The organism is Streptomyces sp. WM4235, assembly GCF_001279725.1.
GTDB lineage: Bacteria > Actinomycetota > Actinomycetes > Streptomycetales > Streptomycetaceae > Streptomyces.
Genome location: NZ_LGDE01000458.1, coordinates 46,938 through 60,041 on the forward strand (window position 1 = coordinate 46,938; position 13,104 = coordinate 60,041).

At 69.9% G+C, this 13,104-nt stretch carries 13 protein-coding genes; 4 read left to right on the plus strand and 9 right to left on the minus strand.

Annotated elements, in window-relative coordinates; all coding sequences use genetic code 11:
- The first annotated feature begins 47 nt into the window (after positions 1-47).
- The gene (dnaB, locus tag ADK55_RS32320; RefSeq protein ID WP_053683979.1) at positions 48-1,529 is read left to right on the plus strand and encodes a replicative DNA helicase; all 1,482 of its coding nucleotides are present in this window, start codon (positions 48-50) and stop codon (positions 1,527-1,529) included.
- 106 nt (positions 1,530-1,635) lie between these two features.
- On the opposite strand, the gene ADK55_RS32325 is transcribed toward dnaB, so the two are convergent.
- Positions 1,636-2,199 carry a dihydrofolate reductase family protein gene (locus tag ADK55_RS32325; RefSeq protein ID WP_053683981.1) on the minus strand — a complete coding sequence of 188 codons (564 nt, stop codon included), beginning with the start codon at positions 2,197-2,199 and terminating at the stop codon, positions 1,636-1,638.
- A gap of 264 nt (positions 2,200-2,463) precedes the next feature.
- A complete protein-coding gene (locus ADK55_RS32330) occupies positions 2,464-3,249 on the minus strand; it encodes a DUF6193 family natural product biosynthesis protein (RefSeq protein ID WP_234350346.1) in 786 nt (261 codons plus the stop codon).
- 257 nt (positions 3,250-3,506) lie between these two features.
- Here ADK55_RS32330 and ADK55_RS32335 point away from each other — a divergent pair, with 257 nt between their 5' ends.
- Positions 3,507-4,889: a serine hydrolase domain-containing protein gene (locus tag ADK55_RS32335; RefSeq protein WP_053683983.1), complete on the plus strand. Its 1,383-nt coding sequence runs from the start codon at positions 3,507-3,509 to the stop codon at positions 4,887-4,889.
- Between the two features lie 11 nt (positions 4,890-4,900).
- Here the strand turns inward: ADK55_RS32335 and ADK55_RS32340 are convergent, their stop codons facing one another.
- The 3 genes from ADK55_RS32340 to ADK55_RS32350 are packed head-to-tail and all read right to left on the minus strand — an operon-like array spanning position 4,901 to position 7,515.
- Positions 4,901-6,076 (minus strand): winged helix DNA-binding domain-containing protein, encoded by a 1,176-nt coding sequence (locus ADK55_RS32340; RefSeq protein WP_053683984.1) that lies wholly within the window; start codon positions 6,074-6,076, stop codon positions 4,901-4,903.
- A gap of 60 nt (positions 6,077-6,136) precedes the next feature.
- Complete coding sequence (locus ADK55_RS32345; RefSeq protein ID WP_053683986.1) at positions 6,137-6,601, minus strand: GNAT family N-acetyltransferase; 465 nt, start codon at positions 6,599-6,601, stop codon at positions 6,137-6,139.
- Between the two features lie 17 nt (positions 6,602-6,618).
- Complete coding sequence (locus ADK55_RS32350; protein WP_234350347.1) at positions 6,619-7,515, minus strand: GNAT family N-acetyltransferase; 897 nt, start codon at positions 7,513-7,515, stop codon at positions 6,619-6,621.
- Positions 7,516-7,756: 241 nt separating this feature from the next.
- Here ADK55_RS32350 and ADK55_RS32355 point away from each other — a divergent pair, with 241 nt between their 5' ends.
- Positions 7,757-8,407: an HAD family hydrolase gene (locus ADK55_RS32355; protein WP_053683990.1), complete on the plus strand. Its 651-nt coding sequence runs from the start codon at positions 7,757-7,759 to the stop codon at positions 8,405-8,407.
- A gap of 141 nt (positions 8,408-8,548) precedes the next feature.
- Positions 8,549-9,736, plus strand: a complete 1,188-nt coding sequence (locus ADK55_RS32360) for a globin domain-containing protein (protein WP_420713708.1) — start codon at positions 8,549-8,551, stop codon at positions 9,734-9,736.
- Positions 9,737-9,769: 33 nt separating this feature from the next.
- Here ADK55_RS32360 and ADK55_RS32365 read toward each other — a convergent pair whose 3' ends face one another.
- From ADK55_RS32365 to ADK55_RS32380, 4 genes are all read right to left on the minus strand, one after another.
- On the minus strand, positions 9,770-10,249 hold the full coding sequence (locus ADK55_RS32365; RefSeq protein ID WP_053683995.1) for an NUDIX domain-containing protein: 480 nt from the start codon (positions 10,247-10,249) through the stop codon (positions 9,770-9,772).
- Between the two features lie 72 nt (positions 10,250-10,321).
- Entirely contained in the window at positions 10,322-11,227 is a 906-nt protein-coding gene (locus ADK55_RS32370; RefSeq protein ID WP_053683997.1) for a LysR family transcriptional regulator, read from the minus strand.
- Positions 11,228-11,403: 176 nt separating this feature from the next.
- A complete protein-coding gene (locus ADK55_RS32375; protein ID WP_053683998.1) occupies positions 11,404-12,561 on the minus strand; it encodes a cystathionine gamma-lyase in 1,158 nt (385 codons plus the stop codon).
- Positions 12,562-12,642: 81 nt separating this feature from the next.
- Positions 12,643-13,023, minus strand: coding sequence for a phage holin family protein (locus ADK55_RS32380; protein ID WP_053684001.1), 381 nt, complete (start codon positions 13,021-13,023; stop codon positions 12,643-12,645).
- Positions 13,024-13,104: the final 81 nt, after the last annotated feature.

The window sequence follows — 13,104 nt, forward strand, 5'->3', positions numbered from 1 at the left end:
AGAGTGACACGGCGAGGTCCGCGCAGCGGACGGGAGGAGGCGGCCCGGTGAGCATGTCCGAGCCCATGGACGACCCCTGGGCCGACAGCGGTCCAGGTGACCGTCTGCCCGCCCGCTCGCGCCGTAAGGGAGAGGGACGCGGCCGCGGGGACGACCAGCAGGACCAGGGCCGTGAGGGAGGCTCCTGGGACGGCGGGGGCGGCGGCTTCGAGCGCGTTCCGCCGCAGGACCTCGACGCCGAACAATCGGTGCTCGGAGGCATGCTGCTCTCGAAGGACGCCATCGCCGACGTGGTCGAGGTCATCAAGGGCCACGACTTCTACCGGCCGTCCCACGAGACGATCTACCAGGCCATCCTCGATCTGTACGCGAAGGGCGAACCGGCCGACCCGATCACGGTCGGCGCGGAGCTGACCCGCCGCGGCGAGATCAGCAAGGTCGGCGGGGCCTCGTACCTGCACACTCTGGTCCAGTCCGTCCCGACGGCGGCCAACGCCGAGTACTACGCCGAGATCGTCCACGAGAGAGCCGTTCTGCGGCGCCTCGTCGCGGCCGGCACCAAGATCACGCAGATGGGATACGCGGCCGACGGCGATGTGGACGAGATCGTCAACAGCGCCCAGGCGGAGATCTACGCCGTCACCGAGCAGCGCACCTCCGAGGACTACCTGCCGCTCGGCGACATCATGGAAGGCGCCCTCGACGAGATCGAGGCGATCGGTTCGCGCAGCGGCCAGATGTCGGGAGTCCCGACCGGCTTCACCGACCTGGATTCGCTGACCAACGGCCTGCACCCCGGCCAGATGATCGTCATCGCGGCCCGACCCGCCATGGGAAAGTCGACGCTCGCGCTGGACTTCGCCCGCGCCTGTTCCATCAAGAGCAACCTGCCGAGCGTCATCTTCTCCCTCGAAATGGGCCGCAACGAGATCGCGATGCGCCTGCTCTCGGCCGAGGCCCGCGTGGCTCTGCACCACATGCGCTCGGGCACGATGACCGACGACGACTGGACGCGGCTGGCCCGCCGGATGCCGGACGTGTCCGCCGCCCCGCTGTACATCGACGACTCTCCCAACCTGTCGATGATGGAGATCCGGGCGAAGTGTCGCCGGCTCAAGCAGCGCGCCGATCTCTCGCTCGTCGTCATCGACTACCTCCAGCTCATGCAATCGGGTGGCTCGCGCCGTCCCGAGAGCCGTCAGCAGGAGGTCTCGGACATGTCCCGAAACCTCAAGCTGCTGGCCAAGGAGCTTGAGGTGCCGGTGATCGCGCTCTCCCAGCTGAACCGTGGTCCCGAGCAGCGAACCGACAAGAAGCCGATGGTCTCCGACCTGCGTGAATCCGGCTCGATCGAGCAGGACGCGGACATGGTGATCCTGCTCCACCGCGAGGACGCCTACGAGAAGGAGTCCCCCCGCGCCGGCGAGGCGGACCTGATCGTGGCGAAGCACCGTAACGGCCCCACCGCCACCATCACCGTGGCCTTCCAGGGTCATTACTCGCGCTTCGTGGACATGGCCAACACGTGATCCGTGAGGGTGTGGGGTCTCGAACTTCGTGTCGGAATCTCACGGTCGGTGTCGGATGGAAGTCGGATCCGACACCACCGTGAGACCAGCGCGCAGGTGCTGCTGCTCAGCACCTCGTCTCGTACCTGGTCAGGATCACGCCGCCGGGAAGCGTCCGCGTCTCCACCAGGTTCAGGTTCACCCAGTTGTCCAGCGCGGTGAAGAACGGTGTGCCGCCGCCCACCAAAACCGGCGCGGTGGCCAGCACGTACTCGTCAATCAGCCCGGCCCGCATGGCCGCCCCGGCGAGCGTCGCGCCACCGATGTCCATCGGGCCGCCGTCCTCAGCCTTGAGCCGGGTGATCTCGGCGACCGCGTCGCCGGTGACCAGGCGGGTGTTCCAGTCGACCTCGTCGATCGTCGAGGAGAACACCACCTTCGACATATCCCGCCAGCGGCGCGCGAACTCGATCTCCGCCGGGGTGGCGTTGGGCTGCTGGTCGCCGGTCGGCCAGTGGGAGCTCATCGTCTGCCACAGCTTGCGCCCGTACAGCGACAGGTCGGTCGCCTGCAACTGGTCGGACCAAAACTGGAACAGCTCCTCGCTCGGCACGCCCCAGCCGATGTCGTCGCCGGGCGCGGCGATGTAGCCGTCCAGGCTCAGGTTCATGCCGTAGATCAGTTTCCGCATGGCGCCAGCCTTCCGTGAGTCGGTCTCACGCGTACAGACCGGCGCGGCGCGGGAAACTCATCGGTGCGTGATCTGAGCCCACAGGTAGTCCTCGTGGCCCACAGGGAGTCCTCGTGCTCGGTGGCTCAGCCGCAGACTCGTCGTTCAGGTCACGGAAGATCGACATGTCATCGGCGGCGAGACCCTACAGAGGGTGCGGCGGGCTCGTCCTCTCCGTTGCCCCGGCGTCCCACCAAACAGCGTGCCGCCCGGTGTCGTCCGTCGTCATCGATCCCCGGCTGGGCCGGCGACCGCAGGTCCGCAGCCGGCCGGCAGACCGGAGACCACCAGGGCTACGGCCCCTTGCGGGGTGTCGGCATCGCCGATGACGGTCCGGCGGGACGGCGCGTGGACCCGGTACCGGCCGTTGCTCAGTGGATCGACGTGCGGCACGTCCCGTGAATACGGGATCCCGACGCACGTCGTGAAGTGCAGGGACCGGTGACTGGTGAACGGGTAGAGCCGGCGCAGCCTCGGCTCGGCGTACGCGGCCTCCGCGATCCGCAGGGTCGATCGCGCGTAGTAGAACAGGTCTTCCTTTCGCCGCAGGCCTTCCAGGAGCAGGCGCCACCCGACGGCGACGGCGTCGGCGGGACCACGTTCGTGAGCCCGTGCCAGTTCGGTGACCGTGACGAACGGGGCCGCCTCGTGGATCTCCTGGAGCGTCGCGCCGTTTCGCCACCCCTCCAGGGCCAAGGCCATCTCTCCGAGGTCCGGGGTGGAGCCCGAGATCAGCCGTACTCCCCTGCACCACCCGCTGAGGATGAACTGTCGTTCCGCGGATCCGAGCGTGATCCAGCACGTCTCCCGGCCGACGACCTCGCTTGCGACGCCGGCGGATCGCAACGGATCCGATTCGTTCACCAGGACCGGATCCCACGCGAGCGCGAGCTCGGCGGACACCGCCTCCAGCGCCGCGGCGAGGCCGCCGGCGGACATCAGGTCCGGATACGGCTCGGGCTTCGTGGGCGACGGCTCGTGGCGGCTCGGGTCGGCAGAGTTCGAAGTCACCGCCCGAGTCTCCCGCCGATGCGGAGGGGTTCGCCGTCACTTCGGAATATCCACAGAGGGAAATTCCAGATGGGTATGAACCGGGGCACTGACGCGGCCGCGCGCCGGGACGTACTGGGGCTGCGGCACTCGGTGGTCAACGCCGCGCAGGACGCGGCGGCGGGTACGGGCGAACGGGGGATACGGCCGCCGGCTCTGTTCCGGGAGCGCGTGAAACGACGCGCACGTCGGGCGCGTGACCTGAGAGCCTGGGGATCATGGACACCTTTGCCGAAGACCTGGAACTGCTTCCCGCCACCCGACGCGCGCTGAGGCACCGCATCGCCGTCGCCCAGCGCGACGGGCGCGCCCCGTCGGTCGTGGCGGCCGTCGCTCGGGGTGGTGAGGTGGTCTGGGAGGGATCTCGTACGAGTGTCGAGGGCCACGGCCCCGACGGGGACGTGCAGTACCGGATCGGTTCGATCACCAAGACGTTCACCGCCGTGCTGGTGATGCGGCTGCGGGACGAGGGCCTGCTGAGTCTCGGGGATCCGGTGGAGAAGTACCTGCCGGGGACGGGTGTCGGCGAGGTGACGGTGCGGCAACTGTTGGCGCATACGGCCGGCTTGGCCGCCGAGACGCCGGGCGAGTGGTGGGAGCGTACGCCGGCCGCCCTCCGCCCGGAGCTCTCCGCCGTCCTGGGAGAGCGGCCCCTGCTGCACGAGCCCGGCACGCGGTTCCACTACTCGAACCCGGGCTACACGCTGCTGGGATCCCTCGTGGAGGCCGTGCGGGGGACGTCCTGGGAGCAGGCGCTGCGGGCAGAGGTGTTGGAGCCGCTCGGGCTGGACCGGACGACCGCGGGACCAGAGGCTCCGCACGCGGGCGGCTGGGCGGTCCATCCGTGGGCGGACGTGATGATGCCCGAACCGTCTGAGGACCTGGGCCTGATGGCTTCGGCGGGCCAGCTCTGGTCCACGACCCGGGACTTGGCCAGGTTCGCGACGTTCCTCGTGCGGGGCGACGAGCGGGTACTGAGCAGCGAATCTCTGCGGGAGATGCGTACATCGGCCGCCCCGACGGAAGGTGTCGCCGAGCCCGGCTACGGGTTCGGACTCCAGCTGATGGACGGCTCCGGGCGCAGGCTGGTGGGGCACGGGGGGTCGCTGCCCGGCTTCGTCGCGGGTCTGTGGCTGAGCGAGGCGGACGACGTGGCTGCGGTGGTGCTGGCCAACTGCACGTCGGGCCTGCCGGCGACGACGGTGGCCGTGGACCTGGTGACGATCGTGGCGGCGGCGGAACCCCGGTTCCCGGAGCCGTGGCGCCCCTTCCGCGAGGCCGATCCGGTGGCGTTGGACCTCTGCGGACCCTGGTACTGGGGCACCTCGGCCCAGGTGGTTCGGCTGACCTCCGACGGAATCCTGGAGTTGGCACCGGTCGGAGCGACGGGTCGTACCGCTCGCTTCCGCGCCGAGTCGGACGGGAGCTGGACGGGCCTCAACGGTTACTACGCGGGGGAGACGCTCCGGGCGGTACGCGGGGCGGACGGCCGCGTGAGCCATCTCGACCTGGGCTCCTTCGTGTTCACCCGGGAGCCGTACGACGCCCAGGCCCCGGTGCCCGGCGGGGTGGACCCGCGAGGTTGGCGCGGTATCGGCTGAGACATCGGCTCCTACGTCACCAGCTCGCGTTCCAGTGGGGTACGGAAGCGGGGGGTGACGCGCGCGTCGCCGATCCACTCCGAGAGGCGGGCCGCCTCGGTGGTGACCGCTTCCCCGGCCGCGCGGCCGGGATCGCCCAGCAACCGCCAGACGATCTCGCCGTCGGGTCGCTGGGCCCAAGCGCCGATGATCTCGCCGTTCCACCAGACGGTGGGGCCGACGTTGCCCGCGTAGTCGAACAGAGCGCTCCGGTGGGCGGGATCGAGGTGGAAGCCGCGGTCGGCCCAGCCCATGGCGCTCGGGTCGAGCCCGGGCAACAGCGCGGCCCAGGGCTCGGGGGCCGGTTCGGGTCCGATGTCACCGGGGCTGACGAGGGCGACGGTGCCGTCGTCGAGGCGGACCTGGCCGGGGCCGACGACGGCCAGAGCCTTGCGTACGTCGGTGAGGGTCCAGCCGGTCCACCACTTGAGGTCGGCTTCGGTGGCCGGCCCGTACGCGTACAACCAGCGGCGGGCGAGCTCGGCGCGTGCCTCGGCTGCCGGCACGGCCGGCCAGGGGTCGGTGTGGACCCAGCGGTACTGGCTGGAGGTCCAGGAGCCGCGCGGACGGTCGCGGCGGATACGGCCGTCCGCGGCCAGGAGCCTGATGACGCGGGTGGCGACCCCGGTCTCGGTCTCGTACTTCTTGCCCCGGCCCACGGTGATCTTCTGCCGCAGAGCGGGCACGGCGGCGGAGAGTTGGCTGCCGGTGGAGGGGCCGAGGCGATCGAGGGCGTCGAGCGCGGCCGTCTCGACGCGGGCGAGCCAGTCCGTGTCGAGACCCTGGCCGTCCTCGTCGAGGTGCTTGAGGAAGGTACGGCGCTCCTTGGCAGCGATCCCCCGGGCCGTGGAGGCGTCCACATAAGGGGCCAGTTCGGCGGAGACGGCGAAGAGCGTATTGCGCATGCTCAGCAGTCGTACGAGGCTCACGTCCTCGTACAGCGCCTGCTCGACGGCCGCGGAACCCACCCTGGTGAGGCGGGCGCGGGCCGACAGGAACACGGTCGCGGCGTCGGTGGCGTGCAGGGCCACGACGGCGTCCGCGGCCTCGTGCACGCGGGTGGCGCGGGCCGAGGGAGCCAGCCGGTGCCGACGGCCGAGCCGGGCGCGACGCTCGACGGTGGTCACGAGGGGGAGGCTGGGGCTCATCCTCCCGATCGTAGGCCGGACCGCCGCAGCCGGCCCGGCCTTTCGGTTCGGTTCGGTCCGTCAGAGCTGAAGCTTGAACCCGACGTGGGAGGCGGTGAACCCGAGCCGCTCGTAGAAGCGGTGGGCGTCGACCCGCGTCACGTCCGAGGTGAGCTGGACCAACTGGCAGTTCTCCAGACGGGACTGCTCGATCGCCCACTCGATGAAGCGGGTGCCCAGGCCGCTGCCCCGTTCGTCGGCGTGGACGCGCACGCCTTCGATGATGGAGCGGGAGGCTCCCTTGCGGGAGAGCCCCGGGACGATGGTGAGCTGGAGCGTGCCCACGACCCGGTCCTCGCGTACGGCGACCATCAACCGCTGGTTGGGGTCGTCGTTGATGTGCTTGAAGGCCCTGACGTACGGGGCGAGATCGTCCGGGGACTCGCGGGTCGCTCCCAGCGGGTCATCGGCCAGCATGGCGACGATGGCGGGCAGATCGGCCTCGGTGGCCGTCCGGATGGCGAGTTCGGTGGTGGCGTCGGTCATGTGCGGTGGTTCCTTCCTCAGCCCGCGGCGACGGTGAGCGGTGCCCAGCGTCGGGCCCAGTCACCGGGGAGACCGGGGATGTCGCGGGTCATGACTGCGTTGAAGGCGATCGAGTCGAGTCCGCGGTCCTTCAGCCAGGCGAGGAGCTCTTCGTGGCGTACGTCGACATCGGTGCGCAGGGGGCGTTCGGTGGTGGCGGCCAGCGCCGTCACGAGGGACTGGGCCACGAGGGTGTCGCGGGCGATCAACGGGCCGATGACATGGGTCTCCATGTTGGGCCAGAGGGCCGCGTAGCCGATGAGTTCGCCGGAGCCGTCCTCGGCGACGAGCAGTCGATCCGCGAAGGCGGGAAGCCGCGTGATCATGTGCGTTCGATCGGTGCCGAACACTTCGGTGTCCAGCCCGATGATCCGCCCGATGTCCTCGGCGCCGGCGGGCCTGATCGAGGTCGTTCCGGGGCCGGGACCCCTGGTCGTCGGTGGTTCCGTCCGGAAGGTGCCCCTCAGCATCTCGGCGCGGCCCGTGGTGTCGAAACCGAGCTCCTCGTAGAGAGGTCGGCCGTAGGGGGTGGCATGGAGGGTGAGTGCGATGCCCTTGAGGACGTGGTCGCAGACGTGCGTCATGAGGCGGCGGCCGATGCCCTGACGGGCGTACCGGTCGGCTACGAGGACCATTCCGATGGCGGCGAGTTCCGGTGCGGCCGGGCTACCGCCGTATCGGGTGACCACGCAGGCCGCGGCGAGGCCGCGTCCGTCGGGGGCGTCGATGCCATAGCCGTCCCCGGCGGCAAGGAGCAGCCCCCATTTGTGCTCCTCGCGGGGCCAGCCGCGGTCCTCGGAGAGGTCGGCGCAGCGAAGGAGATCGTCCATGGCCAGCGCGCGGATCGGCAGGTCGGTGAGCTGTGGTGGTGTCACCGGACCAGACTGGATCATGAGCCGGTGGGGAGTCCAGAGGATTCCGGGAATCGGATCGGGTGGGGACGCGGAGCGCGGGAGCGAGCGCGAGTGAGGGGTGCCAGGTGGAGAGGACGCGGATGTTTCACGTGAAACGGCTCGATGTTTCACGTGAAACGTGGCGCGATTCCGGCGGCGGCGGAGTTCGTTTCACGTGAAACACGGTGTTTCACGTGAAACACACCGGCTAGCCTCGACGGCTATGAAGCTTCTCCACCTTTTCGATCTCGACGGAACCCTGATGTACGGCTCGGCGGCGCCGGTGGAGATCTCCCGGCAGCTCGGGGTGAGCGAGGAGATCGCCGAGCTTGAGCGAGCATTCGCAGCACGTGAGATCGGACCGCACGAGTTTTCCGTGGCGGCCCACGCCCTGTGGTCGGGATTGACGTCCGAGCACGTCAGGGCCGCCTTTGACGGTTCCCCGTGGCTGTCGGGGATCCGAGAGGTCTGGCAGGAGATCCGGGAGCGCGGGGACCACTGCGCGGTGATCTCCCTGTCGCCGTCCTTCTTCGTGGAACTGCTGCTGGAGTGGGGCGCGGACGCCGCGCACGGCTCGCTCTATCCGGAGGTGCCGTTCACCCGGCCCCTCGATGTGGCGGGGATCCTGACGCCCGAGCTGAAAGTCGATGTCGCGGACCGACTGTGCGCACGGTTCGGGGTGACCCGGAGCGACTGCGTGGCGTACGGGGATTCCCTGACCGACGCGGTGCTTTTCGAAGCGGTGCCGAGGTCCGTGGCGGTCAATGCCAGGCCGTATCTGGCGGAACGCGCCACGTACGTCTATGAGGGTCGGGACCTCCGCGAGGCTTACCAGCTCCTGGGGCCGGCACGCCCGGGGGTTCAGGCATCCTAAGGGGAAAGGGGGTTCGAAACTCGGAATTTGCCCATTCCCGCGCAGTGCTCTTGGGTGGCCGGCACGCTGTGAAGCCCGGAACCACGGATTCGAGGCCGTGGCGTGTGCAGACCTACCGAGATTCTCGAAGCGAGGCACCGCATGGACGCTCCGTCCACCAGATCGGCAAGACGGCGGACGGGCCGGATACCGTCCGGGGAAGGTGAGGTCGAGCCGTCCCCCGATGCCGTGCTCATCCGCCGGACCCTCGCGGAGATCGCGCCCGTCGCCGACCGAGTCACTTCGTACTTCTACGCCCTGGTGTTCACCGCACATCCCGAGGTGCGGGGCATGTTCCCCGTGGCGATGGACACCCAGCGCGACCGCCTGCTGAAAGCCCTGCTGACCGCCGCCGAGCACATCGACAACCCGGATGTGCTCGGCCCGTATCTGCGCCGCCTGGGCACCGGACACCGCAAGTACGGCACCATGGCGGCCCACTATCCCGCGGTGGGCGAGGCGCTGTTGGGCGCGCTGGCCCGGTACGCCGAGCTGACGTGGGGGTCGGAGACCGAGGCGGCGTGGGTGCGGGCGTACACGGCGATCTCCCAGATCATGATCGACGCGGCGTCCGAGGACGAGATCAAGGCGCCGGCCTGGTGGCACGCCGAGGTGGTCTCCCACGACCTGCGCACCTCGGACATCGCGGTGTTGACCGTCAGGCCCGACCAGCCGTATCCGTTTGTCGCCGGGCAGTACACGAGCCTGGAGACCCCGTGGTGGCCACGGGTGTGGCGGCACTACTCCTTCGCCTCCGCCCCCCGCGCGGACGGCTTGCTGTCCTTCCACGTCAAGGCCGTTCCGGCGGGCTGGGTCTCCAACGCCCTGGTACGGCACGCCCGGCCGGGCGACGTGCTGCGCCTGGGCCCTCCGGCCGGTTCGATGGTGGTGGACCACACGACCGACAACGGGATGCTGTGCTTGGGCGGCGGCACCGGAATCGCCCCGATCAAGGCACTGATCGAAGACGTGGCCGAGCACGGGGAACGACGTCCGATGGAGGTCTTCTTCGGTGCGCGCAGCGATCACGACCTGTATGACAAGGACACCCTGCTCGGACTGCAGCGCTCGCACCCCTGGTTGTCGGTGCGTCCCGTGATCGGCGGCGGGCTGGACGGACAGCTGCCGCAGGCGGTCGGAGAGCACGGGCCGTGGAGTTCGTACGACGCGTTCATCTCGGGCCCGCCGGCGATGATCCGCAGTGGTGTGGACGCGCTCAAGCGGATCGGGATTCCCGGGGAGCGGATCCGCTACGACGCGGTGGAGGAGCTGGCGGGCGTCGAGGGTTGAGACCGCGGGACGCCTGCCGGCTCGTCGGGGGGATCAGCCCAGGTCGGCGGCGTGCATGGCGCGCACGCCTTCGATGTTGCCGTCGAGGTAGTGGCGCAGGGACAGCGGGACGAGATGGACGGCGGCGATGCCGACCCGGCTGAACGGCACGCGGACGATCTCGTATTCGCCTTCGGGCTCGTCGATCTCGGGGCCGTGGCGTTGGTCGGGGTCCATGGACTCGAGGTGGCAGACGAAGAAGTGCTGCACCTTCACGCCGGTGACGCCACCGTCGGCGATGTGCTCCACGGTGTCGACGAAGCAGGGGACCACATCGGTGATCTTCGCACCGAGCTCTTCGTGGACCTCGCGATGGAGGGCGTCGACGACGGTGGCGTCCGAGGATTCCACTCCACCGCCTGGGGTGAGCCAGTACGGGTCGACGCCGGGCCTGGTGCGCTTGATGAGGATCAGGTCGTCACCGTCGAGCAGGATCGCGCGGGCGGTGCGTTTGACCACGGGGCGTTCGGTCATGGGAGAAGAGTGGCCCAGACTTCCGCTTCTGAAACGCGGGCCCGTGAAACGGACGGTTCCGGGCGGGGCGACTCACCAGTCCGCGGCTGCGTGCAGGAGCCGGTCGTGGGCCCGTGCGAGATGGGCGAGGGCCAGGCTTCCGGTGCGTACGACGAGGAACCAGGTGCGCAGGGGTGGCACGGCGGGCTCCAGCAGCGAGACGATCCGCCGGCTGTCGAGGGCGTCTTGGCACAGGTAGCGGGGCAGGACGGCGAGTCCCGCGCCGGCACGGACGCACTCCAGCACCGCTCTCAGGTCCGGGGCGATCACGGTGGCGGCGGTGTCGGGCAGGCTGTCGAACACGGCGGCCCAGTAGCGGGTGACGAGGGGCAGGCTCTCGTGGACCTCGACCACGGGGATTCCGTCGAGGGCGGCGCTCGCGCCGGCCCCTTTCTCGCGCAGCGGTTCCGGATCGACGAGTGCGGCCCAATAGGGAGCCGCGACCAGGACCTGTTCCTCGTCGCAGAGGGCGGTGGCGGTGAACAGGGAGCCGCGCGGCCGAGCGGTGGTGACGATGAGGTCGTGTTGCCCGGAGGCCAGGCCGTCGAGGTTCTCCTCGGTGTCGGCGCTCAGGGCGGTGCGCAGGGTCTGGCCCTGACCGACCAGCGGTGCGAGGGCGGGGAGCACGCGCAGGCTCAGGAACTCGGGAGGCCCGGCGACGTGCAGTGTGCGTAAGGCTCCGGTGGCCTCCCGTTCGGTCTCGGCGATCCGGAGCAGCGCGTCCAGGTGCGGGGCGGCTTTGTGCGCGAGTTCGTCTCCGACGGCGGTGGGGGTGACCCCTCGGGCGCGGCGGTGGAACAGGGGGCGTCCCAGTTGGCGTTCGAGGGTGCGTATCTGTGAGGTGACGGCCGGCTGGGACAGCCCGAGGAGCGTGGCGGCCCGAGTGAACGAGCCCGCTCGGTGCACGGCGACGAAGGTACGCAACAGGGCCAGGTCCATGAGGGCCCCTCTCGGTGGGGGCCTTCAACTATAAATATGCCGATAGGCCCCTGTCGTTACCGTGATTGGACTCTGACAGAGAGTCAACTAGCCTTGTCGACGTGGTTCTTCGCACATGGAACCCGAGGCGGTCCGAGCCACCAGGGGGGAGGCTCGGACCGCCTTCTCCTTGCCGCTCAGTGGCCCTGACCGGCGGAGTCGAGGGCTCGCAGCACATCGGCGACCAGGTCCTCGGTGTCCTCGGCCCCGGCGGAGAAGCGGATGAACCCCTCCGGCACGGCGTCGCCACCCCACCGTCCACGCCGCTCGGCGGTGGACCGTACTCCCCCGAAACTCGTGGCGTCCTCGACCAGCCGCAGGGCGGCCATGAACCGTTCCGCCCTTTCGCGGTCCGCCAGGGTGAAGGAGACCACCGAGCCGAAGCCCGGCATTTGCCGCGCCGCCGTCTTGTGTGACGGGTCCGAGGGGAGGCCCGGGTAGCGCAGTCCGCTGACGTCGCCGCGGTCGGCGAGCGCTTCGGCGACGGCCTGGGCGTTGGCCCACTGGCGTTGGGCGCGCAGTTGGATGGTGGCGAGGGACCGGTGGGCGAGCCAGGCCTCCATGGGACCGGGGATCGCACCGACGATCTTGCGCCAGCGGCGGACGGCCGCCGCGAGATCGGGGTCGAGGCACACCACGTAGCCCAGGAGGAGGTCACCGTGGCCGGTGAGTCCCTTGGTGCCGCTGGCGACGGAGAAGTCCGCGCCGAGCTCCAGGGGTCGCTGCCCGAGCGGCGTGGCGAGGGTGTTGTCGACGGCGACCAGGGTTCCGCCGGCGTGCGCGGCGGCCACGAGACGCCGTACGTCGCACACGTCGAGCCCCGGGTTGGAGGGGGTCTCGATCCACAGCAGCCGGGCCCCGTCGAGCTCGGACAGCTGGGCCTCGTCCGCGGTCGGGGCGGTGCGCACGTGGATGCTGTACGCCTCCAACTGCTCGCGGAGTAGCGGCAGGGCCTGGTAGCCGTCGTCGGGAAGGACGACGGTGTCGCCGGTGCGAGCCTGGGAGAGCAGGACGGCGGAGACCGCGGCCATGCCGGAGGCGAAGACGATCGTCTCGACACCGCTGCGGCCGGGCGCCTCCAGTTCCCCGATGGCCTTCTCCAACAGGGTCCAGGTGGGGTTGGTGTCGCGGCCGTAGGTGTACGGGCCTTCGACGTCGCCGGGCAGGTGGAAGTGCGCGGCGAAGACCGGCCCGGGCAGGGTCGGCTCGTTCTTGACCGGTTCGGGCAGGCCGGCGCGGACGGCCCGGGTGCCGTCGCCGTATCCGTCGGTTCCGGGGGTGTGCGGGTCGTTCACGGGGTGGGCTCCTTTACCGCCGTGCGTACGGCGTTCAGCATGCCGGGCCTCGCGGCCTCGACCGGTTCCAGGCCGTCCGACTCAGTTCTTGTCGGGCAGGGCCAGGTTCACGGCCCAGGAGACGATGGAGATGATCAGACCACCCACGAGGGCGGTCCAGAAACCGTCGACGTGGAAGCTGAGGTCGAACTGCTTGGCAAGCCAGGAGGTGAGCAGCAACATCAAGGCGTTCACGACGAGGGTGAAGAGGCCGAGGGTGAGGACGAACAAGGGGAGCGAGAGCAGCCTCACCACGGGCTTGACGATGAAGTTGACCAGGCCGAAGACCAGGGCGACCAGGATCAGGGTGAGGGCGCGCCGGCCGGTGCTGCTGCCGTCGTCGAGCGTGATGCCGGCCAGCAACCAGATGGCGACGGCCAGAGCCGCCGCGTTCGCGAGCGTCTTGATTACGAAATTCGTCATGTGCCCGATCGTTGCAGAGAAGATCCTGGCGGGACATCGGCAGATCAGCGGATCCCGCGGCACCACGGAGCAAGGGGTAGA

Bases quoted from the DNA above. Each gene is read 5' to 3' on its own strand.
- ADK55_RS32325 (WP_053683981.1), bottom strand. From the start codon at position 2,199: ATGCGGAAACTGATCTACGGCATGAACCTGAGCCTGGACGGCTACATC.
- ADK55_RS32335 (WP_053683983.1), top strand. From the start codon at position 3,507: ATGGACACCTTTGCCGAAGACCTGGAACTGCTTCCCGCCACCCGACGC.
- ADK55_RS32340 (WP_053683984.1), bottom strand. From the start codon at position 6,076: ATGAGCCCCAGCCTCCCCCTCGTGACCACCGTCGAGCGTCGCGCCCGG.
- ADK55_RS32345 (WP_053683986.1), bottom strand. From the start codon at position 6,601: ATGACCGACGCCACCACCGAACTCGCCATCCGGACGGCCACCGAGGCC.
- ADK55_RS32355 (WP_053683990.1), top strand. From the start codon at position 7,757: ATGAAGCTTCTCCACCTTTTCGATCTCGACGGAACCCTGATGTACGGC.
- ADK55_RS32360 (WP_420713708.1), top strand. From the start codon at position 8,549: ATGGACGCTCCGTCCACCAGATCGGCAAGACGGCGGACGGGCCGGATA.
- ADK55_RS32365 (WP_053683995.1), bottom strand. From the start codon at position 10,249: ATGACCGAACGCCCCGTGGTCAAACGCACCGCCCGCGCGATCCTGCTC.
- ADK55_RS32370 (WP_053683997.1), bottom strand. From the start codon at position 11,227: ATGGACCTGGCCCTGTTGCGTACCTTCGTCGCCGTGCACCGAGCGGGC.
- ADK55_RS32380 (WP_053684001.1), bottom strand. From the start codon at position 13,023: ATGACGAATTTCGTAATCAAGACGCTCGCGAACGCGGCGGCTCTGGCC.